This is a genomic window from Pseudomonas sp. TH15 (genome assembly GCF_016651105.1).
Lineage (GTDB): Bacteria > Pseudomonadota > Gammaproteobacteria > Pseudomonadales > Pseudomonadaceae > Aquipseudomonas.
Map to the genome: position 1 here is coordinate 362,033 of NZ_JAEKEL010000001.1, position 19,125 is coordinate 381,157.

Annotated in this window: 14 protein-coding genes and 1 pseudogene; 5 read left to right on the plus strand and 10 right to left on the minus strand. The window is 60.1% G+C overall.

Going from position 1 to position 19,125, the window contains the following annotated elements:
• Positions 1-25: 25 nt before the first annotated feature.
• The 7 genes and pseudogenes from JFT87_RS01760 to JFT87_RS01790 form a co-directional block, all read right to left on the minus strand.
• Positions 26-1,174: an iron-containing alcohol dehydrogenase gene (locus tag JFT87_RS01760; protein ID WP_201198246.1), complete on the minus strand. Its 1,149-nt coding sequence runs from the start codon at positions 1,172-1,174 to the stop codon at positions 26-28.
• A 221-nt stretch (positions 1,175-1,395) separates the two neighbouring features.
• Positions 1,396-2,220 (minus strand): ABC transporter permease, encoded by an 825-nt coding sequence (locus JFT87_RS01765; RefSeq protein ID WP_201198247.1) that lies wholly within the window; start codon positions 2,218-2,220, stop codon positions 1,396-1,398.
• A gap of 12 nt (positions 2,221-2,232) precedes the next feature.
• Positions 2,233-3,480 (minus strand): ABC transporter permease, encoded by a 1,248-nt coding sequence (locus tag JFT87_RS01770; protein ID WP_201198248.1) that lies wholly within the window; start codon positions 3,478-3,480, stop codon positions 2,233-2,235.
• A gap of 196 nt (positions 3,481-3,676) precedes the next feature.
• Entirely contained in the window at positions 3,677-4,720 is a 1,044-nt protein-coding gene (locus JFT87_RS01775; protein WP_201198249.1) for an ABC transporter substrate-binding protein, read from the minus strand.
• A gap of 49 nt (positions 4,721-4,769) precedes the next feature.
• A pseudogene (locus JFT87_RS01780) lies at positions 4,770-5,895 on the minus strand (ABC transporter ATP-binding protein).
• 343 nt (positions 5,896-6,238) lie between these two features.
• On the minus strand, positions 6,239-6,880 hold the full coding sequence (locus JFT87_RS01785; protein WP_175479186.1) for a response regulator: 642 nt from the start codon (positions 6,878-6,880) through the stop codon (positions 6,239-6,241).
• A 146-nt stretch (positions 6,881-7,026) separates the two neighbouring features.
• Positions 7,027-9,423, minus strand: coding sequence for a PAS domain-containing sensor histidine kinase (locus JFT87_RS01790; RefSeq protein ID WP_201198250.1), 2,397 nt, complete (start codon positions 9,421-9,423; stop codon positions 7,027-7,029).
• A 73-nt stretch (positions 9,424-9,496) separates the two neighbouring features.
• On the opposite strand from JFT87_RS01790, the gene JFT87_RS01795 reads away from it, so the two are divergent.
• Positions 9,497-10,489: an alpha/beta hydrolase family protein gene (locus JFT87_RS01795; RefSeq protein ID WP_201198251.1), complete on the plus strand. Its 993-nt coding sequence runs from the start codon at positions 9,497-9,499 to the stop codon at positions 10,487-10,489.
• 131 nt (positions 10,490-10,620) lie between these two features.
• Here the strand turns inward: JFT87_RS01795 and JFT87_RS01800 are convergent, their stop codons facing one another.
• From JFT87_RS01800 to JFT87_RS01810, 3 genes are read right to left on the minus strand one after another with little or no spacing between them, the layout of a single operon-like run.
• The gene (locus tag JFT87_RS01800; protein WP_201198252.1) at positions 10,621-11,385 is read right to left on the minus strand and encodes a TerB family tellurite resistance protein; all 765 of its coding nucleotides are present in this window, start codon (positions 11,383-11,385) and stop codon (positions 10,621-10,623) included.
• Position 11,386: 1 nt separating this feature from the next.
• On the minus strand, positions 11,387-12,058 hold the full coding sequence (gene murU, locus JFT87_RS01805) for an N-acetylmuramate alpha-1-phosphate uridylyltransferase MurU (RefSeq protein ID WP_201198253.1): 672 nt from the start codon (positions 12,056-12,058) through the stop codon (positions 11,387-11,389).
• On the minus strand, positions 12,055-13,074 hold the full coding sequence (locus JFT87_RS01810) for an aminoglycoside phosphotransferase family protein (protein ID WP_201198254.1): 1,020 nt from the start codon (positions 13,072-13,074) through the stop codon (positions 12,055-12,057). Before JFT87_RS01810 ends, murU begins: the two co-directional genes overlap by 4 nt.
• Before the next feature lie 130 nt (positions 13,075-13,204).
• Here JFT87_RS01810 and JFT87_RS01815 point away from each other — a divergent pair, with 130 nt between their 5' ends.
• Genes JFT87_RS01815 through rsmA form a run of 4 tightly spaced genes read left to right on the plus strand, consistent with a single transcriptional unit; the run spans position 13,205 to position 19,125 of the window.
• Positions 13,205-16,027 (plus strand): LPS-assembly protein LptD, encoded by a 2,823-nt coding sequence (locus tag JFT87_RS01815; RefSeq protein WP_201198255.1) that lies wholly within the window; start codon positions 13,205-13,207, stop codon positions 16,025-16,027.
• Entirely contained in the window at positions 16,002-17,324 is a 1,323-nt protein-coding gene (surA, locus tag JFT87_RS01820; protein ID WP_201198256.1) for a peptidylprolyl isomerase SurA, read from the plus strand. Before JFT87_RS01815 ends, surA begins: the two co-directional genes overlap by 26 nt.
• A complete protein-coding gene (gene pdxA, locus JFT87_RS01825; protein ID WP_201198257.1) occupies positions 17,321-18,310 on the plus strand; it encodes a 4-hydroxythreonine-4-phosphate dehydrogenase PdxA in 990 nt (329 codons plus the stop codon). The genes surA and pdxA overlap by 4 nt, the downstream gene beginning before the upstream one ends.
• Positions 18,307-19,125: a 16S rRNA (adenine(1518)-N(6)/adenine(1519)-N(6))-dimethyltransferase RsmA gene (gene rsmA, locus JFT87_RS01830; protein ID WP_201198258.1), complete on the plus strand. Its 819-nt coding sequence runs from the start codon at positions 18,307-18,309 to the stop codon at positions 19,123-19,125. Before pdxA ends, rsmA begins: the two co-directional genes overlap by 4 nt.

Below are 19,125 nucleotides of genomic sequence, written 5' to 3' on the forward strand. Positions count from 1 at the left end.
CTTCAATCGGCATTGTCCGCAGGCTCTAATACGCCGCCCGGTAGATCTTTTCGATATCGACGGCGCTCAATTTACGCGGATTGTTGCGCATCAGGCGCTCGATTCCCGCCGCTTCCACGGCCATCGCCGGGATCGCATCCTCGGGCACGCCGAAGCTGCGCAGGCCCCGTGGGATCTCTACCGCCGCACACAATGCAGTCATCGCTTCCACGGCTTTATCCGCCGCATCGGTGGCACTCAGGTGAGCGGTCTTGACCCCCATGGCCTCGGCAATATCCTGCATGCGCTCGACACAGGCCATTTTGTTCCAGGTCATGACGTACGGCAGCAGCAAGGCGTTGCTGACGCCGTGGGCAATGTTGTAGCGCCCGCCCAGCGGATACGCCAACGCATGCACCGCACCGACCCCGGCATTGCCGAACGCCATGCCGGCCATCAGGCTGGCGGTGGCCATGTCTTCGCGGGCTTGCAGGTTGGCCGGGTTGGCATAGGCCTTGGGCAACGCCTGGGTAATCAGCTTGATGGCACCAATCGCCAGCGCGTCGGTGATCGCCGAGGCATTGAGCGACAGATAGGATTCGATAGCGTGCACCAGCGCATCGACGCCACTGGCGGCGGTGACACTGCGCGGGCAGGTCAGGGTCATTTGCGGGCTGACCAATGCCACGTCCGGCAATAGATAGTCGCTGACGATGCCTTTCTTCAACTGCGCGACCTTGTCGGAAAGGATCGCCACGTTGGTGACTTCGGAGCCGGTGCCGGCGGTGGTCGGAATGGCGATCAGCGGCGGGCCTTTGCGCGGCACCTGGTCGACGCCGAACAGATCTTCCAGCGCGCCGTGGTAACCGGCGTAGGCCGCCACGCTTTTGGCAATGTCGATGGCACTGCCGCCGCCCAGGCCGATCAGCCCGTCATGCCCGCCTTCGCGGTAGACACGCATGCAGTCTTCGACGATGGCGATTTCCGGGTCGGGCAGTACGCGGTCGAAAATCTCGTAGGTCCGGTCGCCGAGATGCGCCAACGCCAGCTCTACCGTACCGGACTTGACCAGGGCGGCGTCGGTGACGATCAGTGGGTTGTCGACATCAAGGCGTGTCAGCTCGGCCGCCAGTTGCTCGATGGCACCGGCGCCGGTGATCAGTTTGTGGGCAATTTTGAAAGAGGAAAGACTCATGTGCGCAGCCTCTTATCGCTAGGGGAGCTGGGCACAATAGTAGCTGGGGATTGGGGTTTGTCTGTTATTCAGGCAATGAATGACCAGAGATCTCGAACACCGCACAAAACCAATGTGGGAGCGAGCTTGCTCGCGATGACTGACTGACATTCAACATTGATGTCGACTGACAGTCCGCTATCGCGAGCAAGCTCGCTCCCACAGTTAATCGGTGTGTTGCTTCAGACCTGCGCAGTACGCAGCTTCTCGCTACGGCCACGCAACCATTCCAGGGTCAGCAGCAGGATCACCGAGAAGGCAATCAGCAGCGTCGCAGCGGCAGCAATCGTCGGGCTGAGGTTTTCGCGGATGCCGCTGAACATCTGCCGTGGCAAGGTCGCTTGTTCAGGACCGGCGAGGAACAGCGTCACCACCACTTCATCGAACGAGGTGGCGAAGGCGAACAACGCCCCGGAGATCACACCTGGCGCAATCAACGGCAAGGTCACCCGACGGAATGCCGTCAGCGGCGAAGCACCGAGGCTCGCAGCGGCCCGCACCAGGTTGTGGTTAAACCCCTGCAAGGTCGCCGATACCGTGATGATCACAAACGGCACGCCCAACACCGCGTGCACCACGATCAGCGAGGTATAGCTGTTGCCAAATCCCAGCGGCGCAAAGAACAGATAGCTGGCCACACCAATGATCACCACCGGCACCACCATCGGCGAAATCACCAGCGCCATCACCAGCGCCTTGCCCGGGAAGTTACCGCGGGTCAGGCCAATCGCCGCCAACGTACCGAAGACCATCGCCAGCACCGTGGCCGCCGGGGCGACGATGATGCTGTTCTTCAGCGAGCGCATCCATTCCGCCGAGGCGAAGAAGTCCTGATACCAGTGCAGCGAGAAGCCCTGCAACGGGTACACCAGGAAACTGCCCGAGTTGAACGACAGCGGAATGATCACCAGCACCGGCAGGATCAGGAACAGCAGGATCAGCCCGCAAAGCGTGCGCAAGCTGTAGAACCACACCCGTTCAATGGGCGACATATAAGGACTCAGCATTTCGTTCTCCCCTTAGCTCAAGCGCAGGCGACTGGCGCCCACCAGCCAGTTGTAAATCAGATACAGCACCACGGTCGCCAACAGCAGCAGCCCACCGAGCGCGGTCGCCATGCCCCAGTTGATGCTGGTGTTGGTGTAGAAGGCGACGAAGTAACTGACCATCTGATCGTTCGGGCTGCCCAGCAAGGCCGGGGTGATGTAGTAGCCGATGGCGAGGATGAACACCAACAGGCAACCGGCGCCGACACCGGCATAGGTTTGCGGGAAGTACACCCGCCAGAAACTGGCGAACGGGTGGCAACCGAGGGAAATCGCGGCGCGCATGTAGGTCGGCGAAATGCCTTTCATCACGCTGTAGATCGGCAGAATCATGAACGGCAGCAGGATGTGCACCATCGAGATGTAAACCCCGGTGCGGTTGAACACCAGCTCCAGCGGCTTATCGATAATGCCCATGGCCATCAGGCCGCTATTGATCAGGCCGCCCGATTGCAGCAACACGATCCATGCAGCAACGCGCACCAGAATCGAGGTCCAGAACGGCAGCAGCACCAGAATCATCAGCAGGTTGCTTTGGCGCGATGGCAGGTTCGCCAACAGATACGCCAGCGGATAGGCCAGGAACAGGCAGATCACGGTAATGACCAGGCCCATCCAGAACGTGCGGGCGAAGATGTCGAGGTAGATCGCCTGGTCCGGGGTGGCCGGGGCCACTTCGCCGAGGTCGTCGATACGGTGATCGACCGCCGCCAGCAAGTAATACGGCGTGATGCTGCTGGTGTTGCGACGCACAGCCTGCCAATAGGCCGGGTCACCCCAGCGTTCGTCGAGGGCTTCCAGCGCTTCTTTATAAGAAGCCGGCTCAGTGGCGAACGGCAAGGCGCGGGCGGTTTTGGTCAACAGGCTACGGTAGCCGGCCAACTCCATGTTCAAGCGCTTGGACAGGTCGCCCAAGGTTTGATTCTTGCGGGCTTCAGCGAGATCTTCGCTGGCAGCCTTGTAAACCGGTTCAGCGGGTAGGCCACGACCATCCCAACCGGCGATAGCCGTCACGGTGCGCGGCATGCCGCCGACCACTTCCGGGTTACCGACGCTTTTGTAGAGCAGCGCCACGATCGGCACCAGGAATACCAGCAACAGAAACAGCACCAACGGCGCAATCAAGGCCTGGGCCTTCCAGCGATTGATCCGCTCGGCGTGCTTGAGCCGCTGCTTCAAGGTGGGGTCAGTGCCCGCGTTCAGGGGAACGGCGATAGCCATGGCGTACTCCGGAAATCTTTGATCAATCGATAATGTGGGAGTGAGCTTTTGTGGCGAGCGAGCTTGCTCGCGCCGGGCTGCGAAGCGGCCCCAAAATTCCGTTAACAACTTCCAATTTTGTGAGTGCTGCGCACTCAAGCGGGAGCAAGCTCCCTCGCCACAAAAGCTCGCCCTCACAGGAGGGCGAGCCCTCTAGTTACTTCGCAGCCCAGGAATTGAAGCGCTGTTCCAGTTGCTCGCCGTTGTCAGCCCAGAAGCTGACGTCGATCTGCACCTGGTTGGCGATGTTTTCCGGGGTGGTCGGCATGTCTTTCAACACGTCCTTGTCCAGCAACGGTACGGCCTGGATGTTGGCCGGGCCGTAGGCGATGTTTGACGAGTAGATCTTCTGCTGCTGCGGCATGACCGAGTAAGCGATGAATTTCTTCGCCGCTTCGGCACGGGCTTTATCCAGGCCTTTTGGAATGGCCCATGCATCGAAGTCGTAGATGCCACCGTTCCACACGACTTTCAGGTTGCTTTCTTTCTGTACCGCAGCGATCCGGCCGTTGTAAGCCGAGCTCATGACCACGTCACCGGAAGCGAGGTATTGCGGCGGCTGTGCGCCGGCTTCCCACCACTGAATGCTTGGCTTGAGCTCATCGAGTTTCTTGAACGCGCGGTCCTGGCCGTCTTTGCTGGCCAGCACTTTGTAGACGTCTTTCGGCGCAACGCCGTCGGCCATCAGAGCGAATTCCAGGGTGTACTTGGCGCCTTTACGCAGGCCGCGCTTGCCAGGGAATTTCTTGGTATCCCAGAAATCCGCCCAACTGGTCGGCGCCGAGCTCAGCTTGTCGGCGTTGTAGGCCAACACAGTTGACCAGACGAAGAAGCCCACGCCGCAAGGCTGAATAGCGCCTTTGACGTAGTCTTCGGTTTTGCCGAACAGCTTCGGATCCAGCGGTTCGAACATGTCTTCGTCGCAACCACGGGACAGTTCCGGCGACTCAACTTCTACCAAGTCCCAGGACACACTCTTGGTGTCGACCATGGCTTTGACCTTAGCCATTTCGCCGTTGTACTCACCCGCGACGATCTTGCCGTTACCGGCCGCTTCCCACGGTGCATAGAAGGCTTTGACCTGCGCAGCCTTGTTCGCCCCGCCAAAGGACACCACGGTCAGGTCCGGACCCGCGGCCATCGCGTGTGCCGCACCCATCATGCCCACGACCAGGGCGGTGAATTTCAGGGATCTCAACATTTATTGTTCTCTCCACGTGCAGGGTTGGTGTTGGTATTGCGGGGGGCGATCAGTTCGCCTCTAAAAGCGGGTCGAGCGCGCGAACGTGTTCGACCTGCCAGCCAAGCGGAACCACGTCGCCGACCGCGAGCGCAGGATCGAGCTCGGCAATCGGTTGTTTCACGAAGAAGTCGGTCTTGCCGCAGACTTCCAGGCGAACCCGGACGTGGTCGCCCAGATAGATGAATTCCGCCACCCGCCCTGAGAAGCGGTTGACGCATTGACTCGCTCGAACCGTTGAGGCTCACGCGTTCCGGGCGAATCGACAGCGTGACGGGTTCGCCGGTCTTGCCGACGTTGACCGCCAGGGCTTCAACCTTTTCACCGCGCCCGAGTTCGACAATGCAGCGGTCGCCGGTCTGGCTGTGCAAGCGGCCGTTGAGGCGGTTGTTCTCGCCGATGAAGTTGGCGACGAAGGTGTTTTTCGGTTCTTCGTAGAGCGTACGCGGCGGGGCGATCTGCTGGATTTCGCCCTGGTGGAACACCGCCACACGGTCGGACATGGTCAGGGCTTCGCCCTGGTCGTGGGTCACGTAGACCACGGTCACGCCGAGGCGCTGGTGCAGGTGTTTGATTTCCATCTGCATGTGTTCGCGCAGTTGTTTATCCAGCGCACCGAGAGGTTCGTCCATCAACACCAGTTGCGGCTCGAACACCAAGGCGCGGGCCAGGGCCACACGCTGTTGCTGACCACCGGACAGTTGCGCCGGGTAACGCTGGGCGAAGGCGTCGAGCTGAACCATGCTCAGGACTTTTTTTACCTTGTCGCTGACGTCGCTTTTGTTCAAGCCGCGCACGGTCAGCGGGAATGCGAGGTTCTCGGACACCGTCATGTGTGGGAACAAGGCGTAGTTCTGGAACACCATGCCGATGTCGCGTTTGTGCGGCGGCACGTTGTTAATGGAACGCCCGGCCAGCAGGATTTCACCGGCAGTCGGGGTTTCGAAACCGGCGAGCATCATCAGGCTGGTGGTTTTGCCGGAACCGGACGGCCCGAGCAACGTGAGGAATTCGCCTTTGCGAATATCCAGGTTGAGGTCTTTGACGATCAGGTTCTCGCCGTCGTAGCTCTTCTGCACTCCACGAAAGCTGACCAGAATGTCATTGGCCCCTGCACTTGAATCGACCTGGCTCATACCCACACCTTTGTTGTTGATGACTGCTTGTGGGCTAAGCCTAGTGGACGCTGGGGACCACGCAAATCGGGGCGCAGGAGAGAATCGCCTCAGCCGGATGGAAGGTTGGGGGTAGGGATTGCCCTACACGGATGGCGGGATTGGATAGAGCAGCGGCGAATTTCAAGCGGCAAGCCGCAAGAACAGGCAAAAACAGGTTTTCAGGATGTCGCAAATGGACATGTCACCACGATTCCTGTGGGAGCGGGCTTGCTCGCGAAAGCGGTGTATCAGGCAATATTGATGTCGACTGACACGGCCCCTTCGCGAGCAAGCCCGCTCCCACATAGGACTGCGGTGAAGCTCAGAGGAGTTTGTGTTCCATCGCGTACTTCACCAGTTCCGCCAGGGAGGTGATGTTGAGTTTCTGCATCAGCCGCGCCTTGTGGGTGCTGATGGTTTTGCTGCTCAGGGCCAGTTGCTGGGCGATGTCGTTGACGTTCGCGCCCTGGGCCAGACGCTCGAACACCGAAAACTCGCGCTCCGACAATAAGGAGTGCAACGGCCGTGAATCGGTCAGGCCGACTTCGAAAACCATTCGGTCTGCCAGGTCCGGGTCGATGTAACGCCCGCCCGCCGCCACTTTGCGGATTGCCGTCAACAGCAGTGCCGGATCGCTGTCCTTGGTCGCATAGCCGGCAGCGCCGACCTTCAATGCACGGGCGGCCATTTGCGCTTCATCGTGCATCGACAACACCAAAATCGCCGGCGGATTGTTCAGCGCGCGAATCCGTGGAATAGCCTCCAGGCCATTGACCCCGGGCATGGAGATGTCCAGCAACACCACTTCGCAGGGCACATGACGCAAGGTCTCGAGCAGTTGCTCGCCATTACTCGCCTCCCCCACCACCAGCAAGTCCTTGGCCAGGCCGATCAATTGCTTGATGCCTTCGCGGACGATGGTGTGGTCTTCGGCTACCAGTACACGGATCACAAGCTTCTCCATTCTTCTTATTTCAGAGCCAAGATCATTCGCGAGCAAGCCCGCTCCCACAGTGAGCTGGGGGGGGGTTCAGCTATCTGTGCAACAACACAAATCCCTGTGGGAGCGGGCTTGCTCGCGAAAGCGTCAGCCCAAACACCACAAAACCATCAGGCCTCAGCCACCGGCACACGCACACTCAGTGTCGTGCCCTCCCCCGGCTCACTTTCAAGCGACAACTGCCCGCCCATGATCAACACCCGCTCACGCATACCCACCACGCCAAAGGATGTCGGCCGACCTGTAGCGGGAACAAATCCTACGCCATCATCGCTGACGGTCAGGCACAACTGGTTGCCGTCCAATGCCAATGTCAGTTCGACAGTATGCGCCTGGGCATGGCGCATGACATTGGTCAGTGCTTCCTGAAGAATCCGGAACAAGCCAATCGCCTTGGCATCGCTGAGCACCGGCAGATTCTCCGGCACCTGCACCAGGCACGGGATCTGGGTGCGAGCCTCAAAACGCCGGGCCTGCCATTCAATGGCCGAGGCGATCCCTGCATCGAGAATCGGTGGCCGCAGCGCCGTGGCCACATCACGCACCAGTTGAAACAACTGAGCGATCAGCCGCTTCATGCTGTTCAAGCGTTCGTTCAGCCCCGGATCGAGCTGGGCGTAGGCCAGTTCGCACATGGAGGTTTCCAGTTTCAACACGGTCAACATCTGGCCCAGTTCGTCGTGAACTTCCCGAGCGATGCGGGCCTTTTCCTCTTCCCGCACGCTCTCCAGATGCGCCGACAACTCACGCAGTTGCCCACGGGAGCTGGCCAGTTCCAGTTCAATGCGCTTGCTTTCGCTGATGTCCCAGACGATCCCGTCCCAGACATACGCCCCGCCCTCCAGCCGCCGGGTGATCGCTTTGATCTCGGCCCAGCGCTGTTCACCTGAGCGGGTAAGAATCCGTCCCTGCCAGGACCAGTCGCTGTCGGTGTCCAGCGCGTGATCCTGAGTCCGGTGATAACTGGCCTTGTCGTCCGGGTGCACCAGGCTGCGCAGGCCTTTATCCCGATGGGCCAGGGTCGCTGGCGAGTAGCCGACCAGGCTCTCGCTGCCTTCACTGATGTAGGCAAAGTCTATTTGCCCGGTCACCGGCGCCCGCTCCAGACGAAAGACCAATCCGGGAACGTTGGCGGCGATCCCTTGCAACCGCGCCTCGCTTTCCTGCAACGCGGCCAGCGCCCGACGGCGCTCGGTGACGTCATTGAGGTAGACCACCAAGTACTCGCCGTCGCGAAAACGCAAGAAACTCAGCGAAACGTCCGCCGGCAAAATGCGGCCGTCGGCCCTTACACAATTGGTTTCGAAACTTTGTGGTGCTTCCTCACTGGCCCGCGCGCTTTTCCACAGGTTCAGCCAGCGGTCCATGTGCAGGCCGGGTTCGAAGTCGATCAAGGGACGGTCGATGATCCCGCCCGCCGGATAGCCGAGCATCGATTCGGCGGCGCGATTGGCGTAACGCACGTGGCTGTCCCAGTTGACCCACAGAATGCCGACCGTACTTTGATCAATCGAAAACTGGGTCAACCGAAGGGCTTCTTCACTGGCTTCGCGCAAAGCGATGTCTTCCCGCGCCGCCAGCAGCCGTTGCTCCAGGCTATGTTGCTGACGTCGCTGCCAAAACACGATGGCCATGCTGCTCAGCAGCAACACCGTCAGCAGCAGACAAAGGTTTTGCCAGAACCCCGGGGACTCGGACAACCGCGGGTACTTCGGTTGCAGCCATTGGTTGTGCAGTTGCTCCAGATCCTTGGCCGGAATCGCCCGCAGCGCGTTTTCGACGATACCGGCCAGCTCCGGCCAGTCCCGGCGCGTGGCCACCCGCAGCAGTTGCGGCAAGCCAATGTCGCCCACCACCACCAACCCGGCAAATTCGGGCTCGGCCGACAAGCGCCCCAGTTGCGCCTCATCAATCACCGCGTAAACGGCCTGCTGACTCAACAGCAACTGCAACGCCTGGCGCTCGATCGGTACGCCTTGGAGGTTCAGATGCGGATAATTGCCGCGCAGATAATCGGCCGTGGCACTGGGCATGCGCACGGCGACGCGGGTCTGGCTGTCGAGTTTTTCCAGCTCCACCACGCCGGTGCTCTTCTGGTCACTGACCACCAGTTGCGGCACGCGCATGTACGGATCGGAAAACTGCCAAAGCCGAAGCCCGCTGGGGGTTTGGGTCAGCCCCGGGGCGATATCGACTTCACCGTCGCGCACCGCCGCTTCCAACTGCTCGACGTCGGGGAAGTTGCGCCAGCTGAGCTCGACCTTGAGCGACTTGGCCAGCCACTTCATCAATTCGACGTTAACCCCGGACAAACGCTGCAAGCGCCGATCGTATTGCGCATACGGCGCCTGCAACACCAGCCCGACCCTCAATTCGTTGTGCTGCGCCAACCATTGCTGCTGGGCCGATGACAACTGGGCAACGTGCGCCGGGGACGTGGGCGCCGCCCAACTCATCAAGGGAAACCACAAACAGCCGATAACCCACAGGCAGCGAAAACGCATCATTGAAGTCCCACACACTGACAAATACTGATCAACCCATTAGGCTGCCGGAATAACTTCTGGCCTGGAATATCCGATGCCCCCTGTCTACCGCCTGGCACTGCCAGCATTGTGCCTGTCGCTGATCCTGCCTTGCGCCTTTTCCGTCGAGGCCGCCGACCCTGCACCTGCCGCTGCGGGAAAACCCGCCGAAGCAAAACCGGTCGAGCGTCAGCCGCTGCTTGAGCGTAGTCAGGAAGAAGCGACGGCACTTGAGCGACAACTCCCCGCCCAGGAACAGCAACAACTTCAGGCCGGGGCCGACTCCTTTCTCGCCTTGTGGAAGCCGGCCAATACCGCCGAGCCCAAAGGCGCGGTGATTATCATCCCCGGCGCTGGCGAAACCGTTGACTGGCCGCAAGTCATTAGCCCTTTGCGTAACAAATTGCCGGATGTCGAGTGGAGCAGCCTGAGTATCACCTTGCCCGACCTGCAAAGCGATGCCATTGCGCCACGTATCGTCTCAGCAGCGCCCGCGCCCAAAACGGCTGAAGCCGCCAGCAAAGACTCGACCACCGCCCCGCCTATCGAACAGGCAACCGGTGGCGAAGCGGAGGTTGCAGACAAAGTCATCGCCGAGACCACCGAAGAACAGAGCAAAGCCGACGCCGAGCGAATCTTCGCCCGCATCGACGCTGCCATCGCTTTCGCAGAACAGCAAAGCGCTCGCCGCATTGTGGTGCTGGGGCACGGCACTGGGGCATATTGGGCTGCGCGTTACCTGAGTGAGAAGCAGACGGCACAAGTGGAGAAGTTTGTGATGATTGCGGCGCAGACGCCGGTAACAGGCAAGCCTCCACTGGCCGAGGTGACGCCGACCTTGAAGCTGCCGACCGCCGACCTCTTCTATATGGATAAGCCGCTGGATCGTAGTGCGGCGCTGGAACGCTTGCAGGCCAGCAAACGTTTGAAGACTTCAGCGTTCAGCCAGGTCTCGCTCAAGGCGTTGCCGGGCAACACCAAGGCTGAGCAAGAACAGCTGTTTCGCCGGGTTCGCGGTTGGTTGAATCCACAGCCTTTGGCGAACTGATAGACCGCGTCGCCCCATTCGCGAGCAAGCCCGCTCCCACTCTAGACCGCGTTCATACAAACAACGCCGATCAAATGTGGGAGCGGGCTTGCTCGCGAAGGCGGCATCACTGACAACACAAATATGTGCTGCTAGCGAAAATCCCGCCGCTCCTTGATCAACGTATAGGCATTGTGCAATTCGCGCGTCTTGTCCGTTGCCTCGCGCACCTGCAACGCCGTCGCCCCGGTTCCGGCAATCTTGTCCGGATGATGACGACTGAGCAGACGCCGATAAGCCCGCTTGATCTGCGCCGGCTCACTGGTCGCCGAAACCCCCAGTAGCCGTAAAGCCTCCTGATAAGTCACAGCGTTGCTGAGCTGGCGTTTCTGCGGCTCATAGTCATGGGCCAATGCCAGTACTTGCTGCGGCGTCCAGCCCAACCATTTGCCCCACTGCGCAAGCAACTCTCGCTCACTGGTACCCGCACGACCATCGGCCCAAACCATCCGCCAACAGGCGCGCAAAACGCCTTCAGCGGCATGGGGCTGGGCACTCAAGCGCCGCAAATACCCCCGCAACCGGTCATGCCCCGATTTACCGCGATTGAACGCGGCAATCGCACGGCGTTGCGCCGATTCAGTCATGTCCAGCGAGCGCATCTCCTGACGCGCCTGCTGGATGTGGCCGTCGACCACGCGCCCGTCGATCTTGGCCAACCGACCGAGCAACACAAACAGCAGTTCATCGTTGCGCAACACCGGACGACCGCCGAGTTTTTCCCGCAAATGCCCCCAGCTCTGCAAGTGCATGCGCCGGTCCAGCGCCTGTCCCAACAAGGCGCCGAGCATGGCCCCCGGAATGCTGGCTATGGCAAAGCCCGCTCCGGCTCCGATCAGAGTCCCTGGCCACAACATGTCAGCGTCTCGCTTCTATCAGAGTTTCGGCCTCGGCCAGGCGTTCGTACGTACCGACATCTACCCAATGCCCGTTCAAACGCTCACCCGAGACTTTTCCGGCGGCCATGGCCGTGCGAAACAGTGGCGCCAGCTTGAATGCGCCGGCAGTGCAGCCATCGAACAAGTCTGGGTGCAGCACCGCGATGCCGCTGTAGGTCAGCGTCTTGGCATCCGGCTGGCCATCGCGAACCTGGCCGTCGACCAGCAGGAAGTCCCCGGCCGGGTGATGCGCCGGGTTATCCGCCAGCACCAAGTGAGCCAGCCCGGCAATGGGTTGGCGCAGCGCGTTGAAGTCGTAATCGGTCCAGATATCACCGTTCACCACCACAAACGCCTCGTTACCCAGCAACGGCAACGCGCGGAAAATCCCGCCACCGGTTTCCAGTGGTTCGCCTTCGGGCGAGTACTGAATGCTCAGGCCATAGCGCGAACCATCACCCAGGTAGTCTTCGATCTGCTGACCGAGCCAGGCGTGGTTGATCACGATCTCGGTAAACCCTGCAGCCGCCAGGGCGCGCAGGTGATACTCGATCAACGGCACGCCGCCGGCACGCACCAGCGGTTTTGGCGTGGTCAGGGTCAGCGGGCGCATGCGTTCGCCTTTACCCGCAGCCAGAATCATTGCCTTCATGCAGTGGCTCCGGAACGCAAACTGGCCAGCAACACATCCAGCTCCACCAACTCAGGGCGGCGGGCAATCACAGCTTCTATATAAGCAAAGAAGCGTGGCACGTCGGCGAGGTAGCGCGGCTTGCCGTCGCGGTGGCAGATGCGGGCGAAGATGCCGATCACTTTCAGGTGACGTTGCACGCCCATCAGGTCGCTGGCACGCCGAAACTCTTCAAAGTCAGGCTGGACCGGGATGCCCAGCGCGCCGGCCTGTTGCCAGTAATCTTGCTGCCAGGCGAGCACGCGCTCTTCGGGCCAACTGAGGAACGCGTCCTTGAACAAGCAGGTTATGTCGTAGGTGACCGGGCCATAAACCGCGTCCTGAAAGTCCAGCACGCCGGGATTCGGCACGCTGAGCATCAGGTTGCGCGGCATGAAGTCGCGGTGCACCAACACTTTTGGCTGGGCCAGGGCACTGTCAATCAGCAGATCGCTGACTTGCTGCCAGAGCATTTGCTGCGCGGCGTCAAACTCGATACCCAGCTCTTGTTTCACGTACCACTCGGGGAACAGTTCCAACTCGCGACGCAGCAACGCCACGTCATAACTTGGCAGCGGCGCCACCATCGGCAACTGCTGATAAGCCAGCAACGCCTGCAGGGCATCCTTGAACAAATCGTCGGCGTTTTCGCTGTCAATCACGTCCAGATAAGTCTTGTTGCCCAGGTCATTGAGCAAAAGAAAACCGCGCTCGAGGTCCTCGGCATAAATTTTCGGCACATTTATTCCGGATTTCGCCAGCAGAAAAGCAATATCCACGAAGGGTTTGCAGTTTTCCTGGGGGGGCGGAGCGTCCATCACGACGAAACTTCTGCCCTCGCCTTCCCAGCGGAAATAGCGCCGGAAACTCGCGTCGCTACTGGCCGCAGTCAACGTGGCCGGGGGCACGGTGCCCCAACCTTGCGCTGCAAAGAGGGTCGCCAGTTGTTCATCAAGCCAAACTTTCAGGTGTTGCAAGCGTACATCTTGGTCAGGCATTACAAGGGTCTCCGACGGCGCTAGCCGTCAAGCGGGTCATGCTTTATTATCCAGCATCTTTTTCAGACCATCGAGAGGCGTGCGGCCCACACCGCGGGCAGATGGCACGCAGGAAGCCCGGACTAATAAGATGGCATTGAAATCCCCCGCGTTTCGTAAAAAATTTCCGTTGTTGGTTACCGGCAGTTTGCTGGCCCTGCAACCCCTAGCCACTTCCTACGTGGTCGCCGCGGAACAGTATGACTGCTCAGTCTCTGCTTCGGGTGCCTGGAACTGTGCGCCAAAGTCGCCGGTAGCAGCATTGCCGCCGCGGCCCGTCCATGACGGCAGCGCAGTCACCGCCACGGGCGAAGCCCCGGCTGAGACCAGTTCCGGCAACGTCGCCCAAGACACCGGCACCAAGCCGATGCTGGTGACCGAAGCCAAGGGCCGTGGCCTGAAGTCCCGTAGCGCAGACTACAGTCACCTCGACTGGGTTCCGCGTGAGAACCTCACTGCTGCGCAGTTGGCCGAAACCGGTCCTTACTGCTCTGGTTCCTATATCGAACCAATTCGTCCTGGCATGAATGACAAGACGAATAAAAGTGACGCACCGACCTTTATCGGCGCCAAGGCTTCTCGCTATAACACCGAAAGTCAGGTCGGTACGCTGGCCGGTGACGTGGTATTGCGTCAGGGCAGCATGCAGGCCGAAGCCGACGAAGCCAGCCTGTACCAGGCCGAGAGTCGTGGCGAACTGAACGGCAACGTCCGCGTTCGCGACAACGGCGCACTGATCGTGGGCGACCACGCCGAAGTTCAGCTCGACACCGGTGAAGCCAAGGTCGATAACGCCGAATACGTGATGCACAAATCCCGTATCCGCGGTAACGCGCTTTACGCCAAACGTGCCGAGAACGCGATCATCCGCCTCAAGGATGGTACGTACACCACGTGCGAGCCGAACAGCAACGCCTGGCAGCTCAAGGGCAACAACATCACCTTGAACCCGGCCACCGGTTTCGGTACCGCGACCAACGTGACGCTGCGGGTCAAGGACATTCCTGTCCTGTACACGCCGTACATCTACTTCCCGATCGACAATCGTCGCCAGTCAGGTTTCCTGCCGCCGACCATCGGCACCGGCACCGATACCGGCTTCATGTTGGTCACGCCGTACTACTTCAACCTGGCACCGAACTACGATGCCACGTTGTACCCGCGCTACATGAGCAAGCGCGGCATGTTGATGGAAGGCGAATTCCGTTACCTGACCAAGTCCAGCGAAGGTCAGTTCGGCGCCGCGTACCTCAACGACGAAGACACCGAGCGCAGCAAGCAGTCCGATTACGAAAAAACCCGCTACATGTACAACTGGCAGCACAAGGGTGGTCTCGACTCGCGCACTTATACGCAGGTCGACTACACCAAGATCAGCGATCCGTATTACTTCCAGGATCTGCAGACTGACCAGATTGGCGTGAAAAGCGCGGATTACGTGAATCAGCAGGCTTCCATTTCGTACCGTGGCGACAACTACACGGCACGTTTGAATGCTCAGGCTTATCAGCTGGCGACCGTTTCGAACATCACGCCGTATGATCGTTTGCCACAGATCACCTTCGACGGTGCGCTGCCTTATCACCCAGAAGGTTTGAATTTCTCGTATAACACCGAACTCGTGCGGTTCGACCGTGATCTGCAAAACGGCAACTTCTCCGATGAAAACGGGAACATTACTCCACGCCTGGATAACAACGTTCAAGGGCTGGCTCGCGCCACCGGCGATCGTCTAAACCTGGCACCAGCCGTTAGCCTGCCGCTGAACTGGACTTATGGCTTCCTGAAGCCAACGCTCAAGTATCAATACACTCAGTACCAGCTGGATCTGGACGGTACAGGTAAAGACCAGATCGTCGCTCAACAGGCAGCAGCCGCAACGGCCGGAACCGAGTACATCGGCGGTAAGTTCGGCAGCAACCAGAACCGTGGGGTGCCAATTGCGAGCATCGACAGCGGCCTGTACTTCGATCGTAATACCCAGTGGTTCGGCAAGAACTATCGCCAGACCCTCGAACCGCGCCTGTACTACCTCTATGTTCCTGAGGTCAATCAGGAAGACATCCCGGTATTCGACACCAGCGAAAACACCTTCAACTACGCGTCGCTGTTCCGCGACAACCGTTTCTCCGGCTCCGACCGTGTTGGCGACGAGAACAAACTGTCGCTGGGCGTGACCAACCGCTGGATCGAAGACAACGGTTTTGAGCGTCAACGCGTCAGCGTTGGTCAAGCCGTCTACTTCAAGGACCGCGAAGTCCAGTTACCGGGTATCGACCCGAAAACCCGTCAGGACGCGCACTCCAACGTTTCGCCTTATGCGCTGGAATACGAATATCGCTGGAACCGCGATTGGCGCACCACGGCCGATTACAACTGGGACCCGGACAGCCGCAGTCCTCGTTCGGGCAGTGCGATGTTCCACTACCAGCCTGAAGACAACCCGAACAAGATCATCAACGCTGGTTATCGCTATCGCAATGACCAGGTCCGTTTCGACCAGACTACCGGTAAATGGACAGTGGGCGGCGGTGACTACGGCACTCCAGGCCAACCTGGCTACGTGAAGGACTACTACAAGATCAAACAGCACGACTTCTCGGTGATGTGGCCGATCGTGCCGCAATGGAACGCCATCAGCCGTTGGCAGTACGACTACAACCGCAACCGTACCCTGGAAGCCTTCGGTGGTTTCGAGTACGACAACTGCTGCTGGAAACTGCGCCTGATCAACCGTTACTGGGTTTCCTATGACGAGTTCAGTCAAGAAGCCCCGCAAAACGAAAAAGGCGACCATGGCGTCTTCCTCCAAATTGTTCTGAAGGGACTCGGCGGCCTCACCGGCGCCAAAGTAGAGAGCTTCCTCGACAAAGGCATTCAAGGTTATCGTGAACGTGAAGACCAAGCTTTCTGATTGTCTGCGCCCGCTGATGCTGGGCGCGCTGTTCCTGGGTACCGCAGCTAACGCTGCGGTGCAGTCCATCGATAAAGTGGTGGCCATCGTCGACAACGACGTGGTCATGCAGAGCCAACTGGACCAACGCGTCCACGAAGTTCAGCAAACCATCGCCAAACGCGGCGCTGCCGTACCGCCGACCAGCGTGCTGGACCAGCAGGTACTGGAGCGCCTGATCGTCGAAAACCTGCAATTGCAGATCGGCGACCGTTCCGGCATCCGCATTACCGATGAAGAGCTGAACCAGGCCGTCGGCACTATTGCCCAGCGCAATAACATGTCGCTCGAGCAATTCCGCGCTGCTCTGGCTCACGACGGTCTGTCTTATGACGACGCCCGTGACCAGATTCGCCGTGAAATGATCATCAGCCGTGTGCGCCAGCGTCGTGTGGCCGAGCGCATCCAGGTGTCCGAGCAGGAAGTGAAGAACTTCCTCGCCTCCGACCTGGGCAAAATGCAGCTGTCCGAAGAGTTCCACCTGGCCAACATCCTGATTCCTACGCCGGAAAGCGCCAACTCCGACGCCATTCAGAATGCTGCCAAACAAGCGGACGCGGTTTACCAGCAACTCAAGCAAGGCGCTGACTTCGGTCAGTTGGCTATCGCCAAATCCGCCAGCGAAACCGCACTGGAAGGCGGCGACATGGGCTGGCGTAAAGCCGCTCAATTGCCACCTCCGTTCGATCGCATGCTGAGCACCATGGCCATCGGCGACGTGACCCAGCCAATGCGTACTCCCGGCGGCTTCATTATTTTGAAGATCCTCGAGAAACGTGGCGGCGAGACCCAGATGCGCGACGAAGTGCATGTGCGTCACATCCTGGTCAAACCGAGCCCGATTCGCGACGAAGAAAAAACCAAGGCGCTGGTTCAGTCGCTCTACACCCGTATCGAAGCGGGCGAAGACTTTGCCGAACTGGCGAAAAGCTACTCGGAAGATCCGGGTTCCGCCCTCAACGGCGGCGACATGAACTGGATCGACCCGAACGCCGTGGTTCCTGAATTCCGCGAAGTGATGGCCAAGTCCCCGCAAGGTCAGCTGTCCAAGCCGTTCAAGACTCAATATGGCTGGCACATTCTGGAAGTCCTTGGCCGTCGCGCCACAGACAGCACTGCCCAGGCCCGCGAACAGCAAGCGATGACCGTACTGCGTAACCGCAAATACGACGAAGAGCTACAAACCTGGCTGCGTCAGATCCGTGACGAAGCGTACGTAGAGATCAAACTCCCTGGTGCAGACCAGGCAGCGCAGTGAAACCCAAGCGTTTCGCGCTGACCCCCGGCGAGCCGGCCGGCATAGGTCCTGACCTGTGCCTGCTGCTTGCCTCGCAAGCCCAGCCACACCCCCTGATTGCCATTACCAGCCGCGACCTGCTCATCGAGCGGGCCGCGCAGCTGGGCGTGGCCGTCGACCTGCTGCCGGTCACACCGGATAACTGGCCGGACGTTCCTGCTCCGGCCAACAGCTTGTATGTCTGGGATACACCGCTCAACGCCAAGGTCACCGCCGGGCAACTGGACAAAGCCAATGCCGCTTTCGTCCTGGAAACCCTGACGCGCGCAGGCCAAGGCTGCATGGACGGGCATTTCGCCGGGATGATCACAGCGCCGGTGCACAAGGGCGTGATCAATGAATCCGGGATCGCCTTTTCCGGGCATACGGAATTTCTCGCCGACCTAACCCATACCGCACAAGTGGTGATGATGCTCGCTACACGCGGATTGCGCGTGGCGCTGGTCACCACTCACCTGCCGCTTCGCGAGATTGCCGACGCAATCACCCCGGAGCGCCTGGAGCGGGTTACGCGGATTCTGCACGCCGACCTGCAAGAAAAATTCGGCATCGCCCAGCCACGCATCCTGGTGTGTGGGCTCAACCCCCACGCCGGTGAAGGCGGACATCTGGGCCATGAAGAAATCGACATCATCGAACCCACATTAGAGCGCCTGCGCGGCGAGGGCATGGACCTTCGCGGCCCCCTGCCCGCCGACACTCTGTTTACCCCCAAATATCTGGAGCACTGCGACGCAGTGCTGGCGATGTACCACGACCAGGGCCTGCCGGTGCTGAAGTACAAAGGCTTCGGCGCGGCAGTCAACGTGACCCTCGGTTTGCCGATCATCCGCACATCGGTGGACCACGGCACTGCCCTGGACCTGGCCGGTAGCGGAAAAATCGACACCGGCAGCCTGCAAGTCGCCCTGGAAACCGCCTACCAGATGGCCGAGACCCGTTTATGACCGAGCACTACCAACACAAGGCGCGCAAACGCTTTGGCCAGAACTTCCTGCACGATGCCGGCGTTATCGATCGCATCCTGCGCGCCATCCGCGCCAAGCCTGAAGACCGCCTGCTGGAAATCGGCCCGGGCCAAGGCGCACTGACACAAGGCCTGCTCAACAGCGGCGCACAGTTGGACGTGGTGGAGTTGGACAAGGACCTGATCCCGATCCTCAACCAGCAATTCGCTGGCATGAGCAACTTCAACCTGCACCAGGGCGACGCGCTGAAGTTCGACTTCAACAGCCTGAACGCCGCGCCGAACAGCCTGCGTGTGGTCGGCAACCTGCCGTACAACATCTCTACGCCGCTGATTTTTCACCTGCTGAACAACGCCGGCATCATTCGCGACATGCACTTCATGCTGCAAAAGGAAGTGGTCGAGCGTCTGGCAGCAGGCCCTGGCGGTGGTGACTGGGGTCGCCTGTCGATCATGGTTCAGTACCACTGCCGGGTTGAGCATCTGTTCAACGTTGGCCCGGGTGCGTTCAATCCGCCGCCGAAAGTCGACTCGGCCATCGTACGCCTGGTGCCTCACGCGGTACTGCCGCACCCGGCCAAGGATCACAAGCTGCTGGAGCGCGTCGTGCGCGAAGCCTTCAACCAGCGCCGCAAGACCCTGCGCAACACCCTCAAGTTGCTGCTGAGCAATGACGAGATCGAAGCCGCCGGTGTCGATGGCAGCCTGCGTCCCGAGCAACTCGACCTGGCCGCCTTCGTGCGCCTGGCCGACAAGCTCAGCGAACAAGTCCTACAGGCGCCCGCCGCCGACTAA

What these genes read in the sequence shown, in the direction of transcription:
- JFT87_RS01760 (WP_201198246.1), bottom strand. Translation starts at nt 1,174, where the DNA reads ATGAGTCTTTCCTCTTTCAAAATTGCCCACAAACTGATCACCGGCGCC.
- JFT87_RS01765 (WP_201198247.1), bottom strand. Translation starts at nt 2,220, where the DNA reads ATGCTGAGTCCTTATATGTCGCCCATTGAACGGGTGTGGTTCTACAGC.
- JFT87_RS01770 (WP_201198248.1), bottom strand. Translation starts at nt 3,480, where the DNA reads ATGGCTATCGCCGTTCCCCTGAACGCGGGCACTGACCCCACCTTGAAG.
- JFT87_RS01775 (WP_201198249.1), bottom strand. Translation starts at nt 4,720, where the DNA reads ATGTTGAGATCCCTGAAATTCACCGCCCTGGTCGTGGGCATGATGGGT.
- JFT87_RS01785 (WP_175479186.1), bottom strand. Translation starts at nt 6,880, where the DNA reads ATGGAGAAGCTTGTGATCCGTGTACTGGTAGCCGAAGACCACACCATC.
- JFT87_RS01790 (WP_201198250.1), bottom strand. Translation starts at nt 9,423, where the DNA reads ATGATGCGTTTTCGCTGCCTGTGGGTTATCGGCTGTTTGTGGTTTCCC.
- JFT87_RS01795 (WP_201198251.1), top strand. Translation starts at nt 9,497, where the DNA reads ATGCCCCCTGTCTACCGCCTGGCACTGCCAGCATTGTGCCTGTCGCTG.
- JFT87_RS01800 (WP_201198252.1), bottom strand. Translation starts at nt 11,385, where the DNA reads ATGTTGTGGCCAGGGACTCTGATCGGAGCCGGAGCGGGCTTTGCCATA.
- murU (WP_201198253.1), bottom strand. Translation starts at nt 12,058, where the DNA reads ATGAAGGCAATGATTCTGGCTGCGGGTAAAGGCGAACGCATGCGCCCG.
- JFT87_RS01810 (WP_201198254.1), bottom strand. Translation starts at nt 13,074, where the DNA reads ATGCCTGACCAAGATGTACGCTTGCAACACCTGAAAGTTTGGCTTGAT.
- JFT87_RS01815 (WP_201198255.1), top strand. Translation starts at nt 13,205, where the DNA reads ATGGCATTGAAATCCCCCGCGTTTCGTAAAAAATTTCCGTTGTTGGTT.
- rsmA (WP_201198258.1), top strand. Translation starts at nt 18,307, where the DNA reads ATGACCGAGCACTACCAACACAAGGCGCGCAAACGCTTTGGCCAGAAC.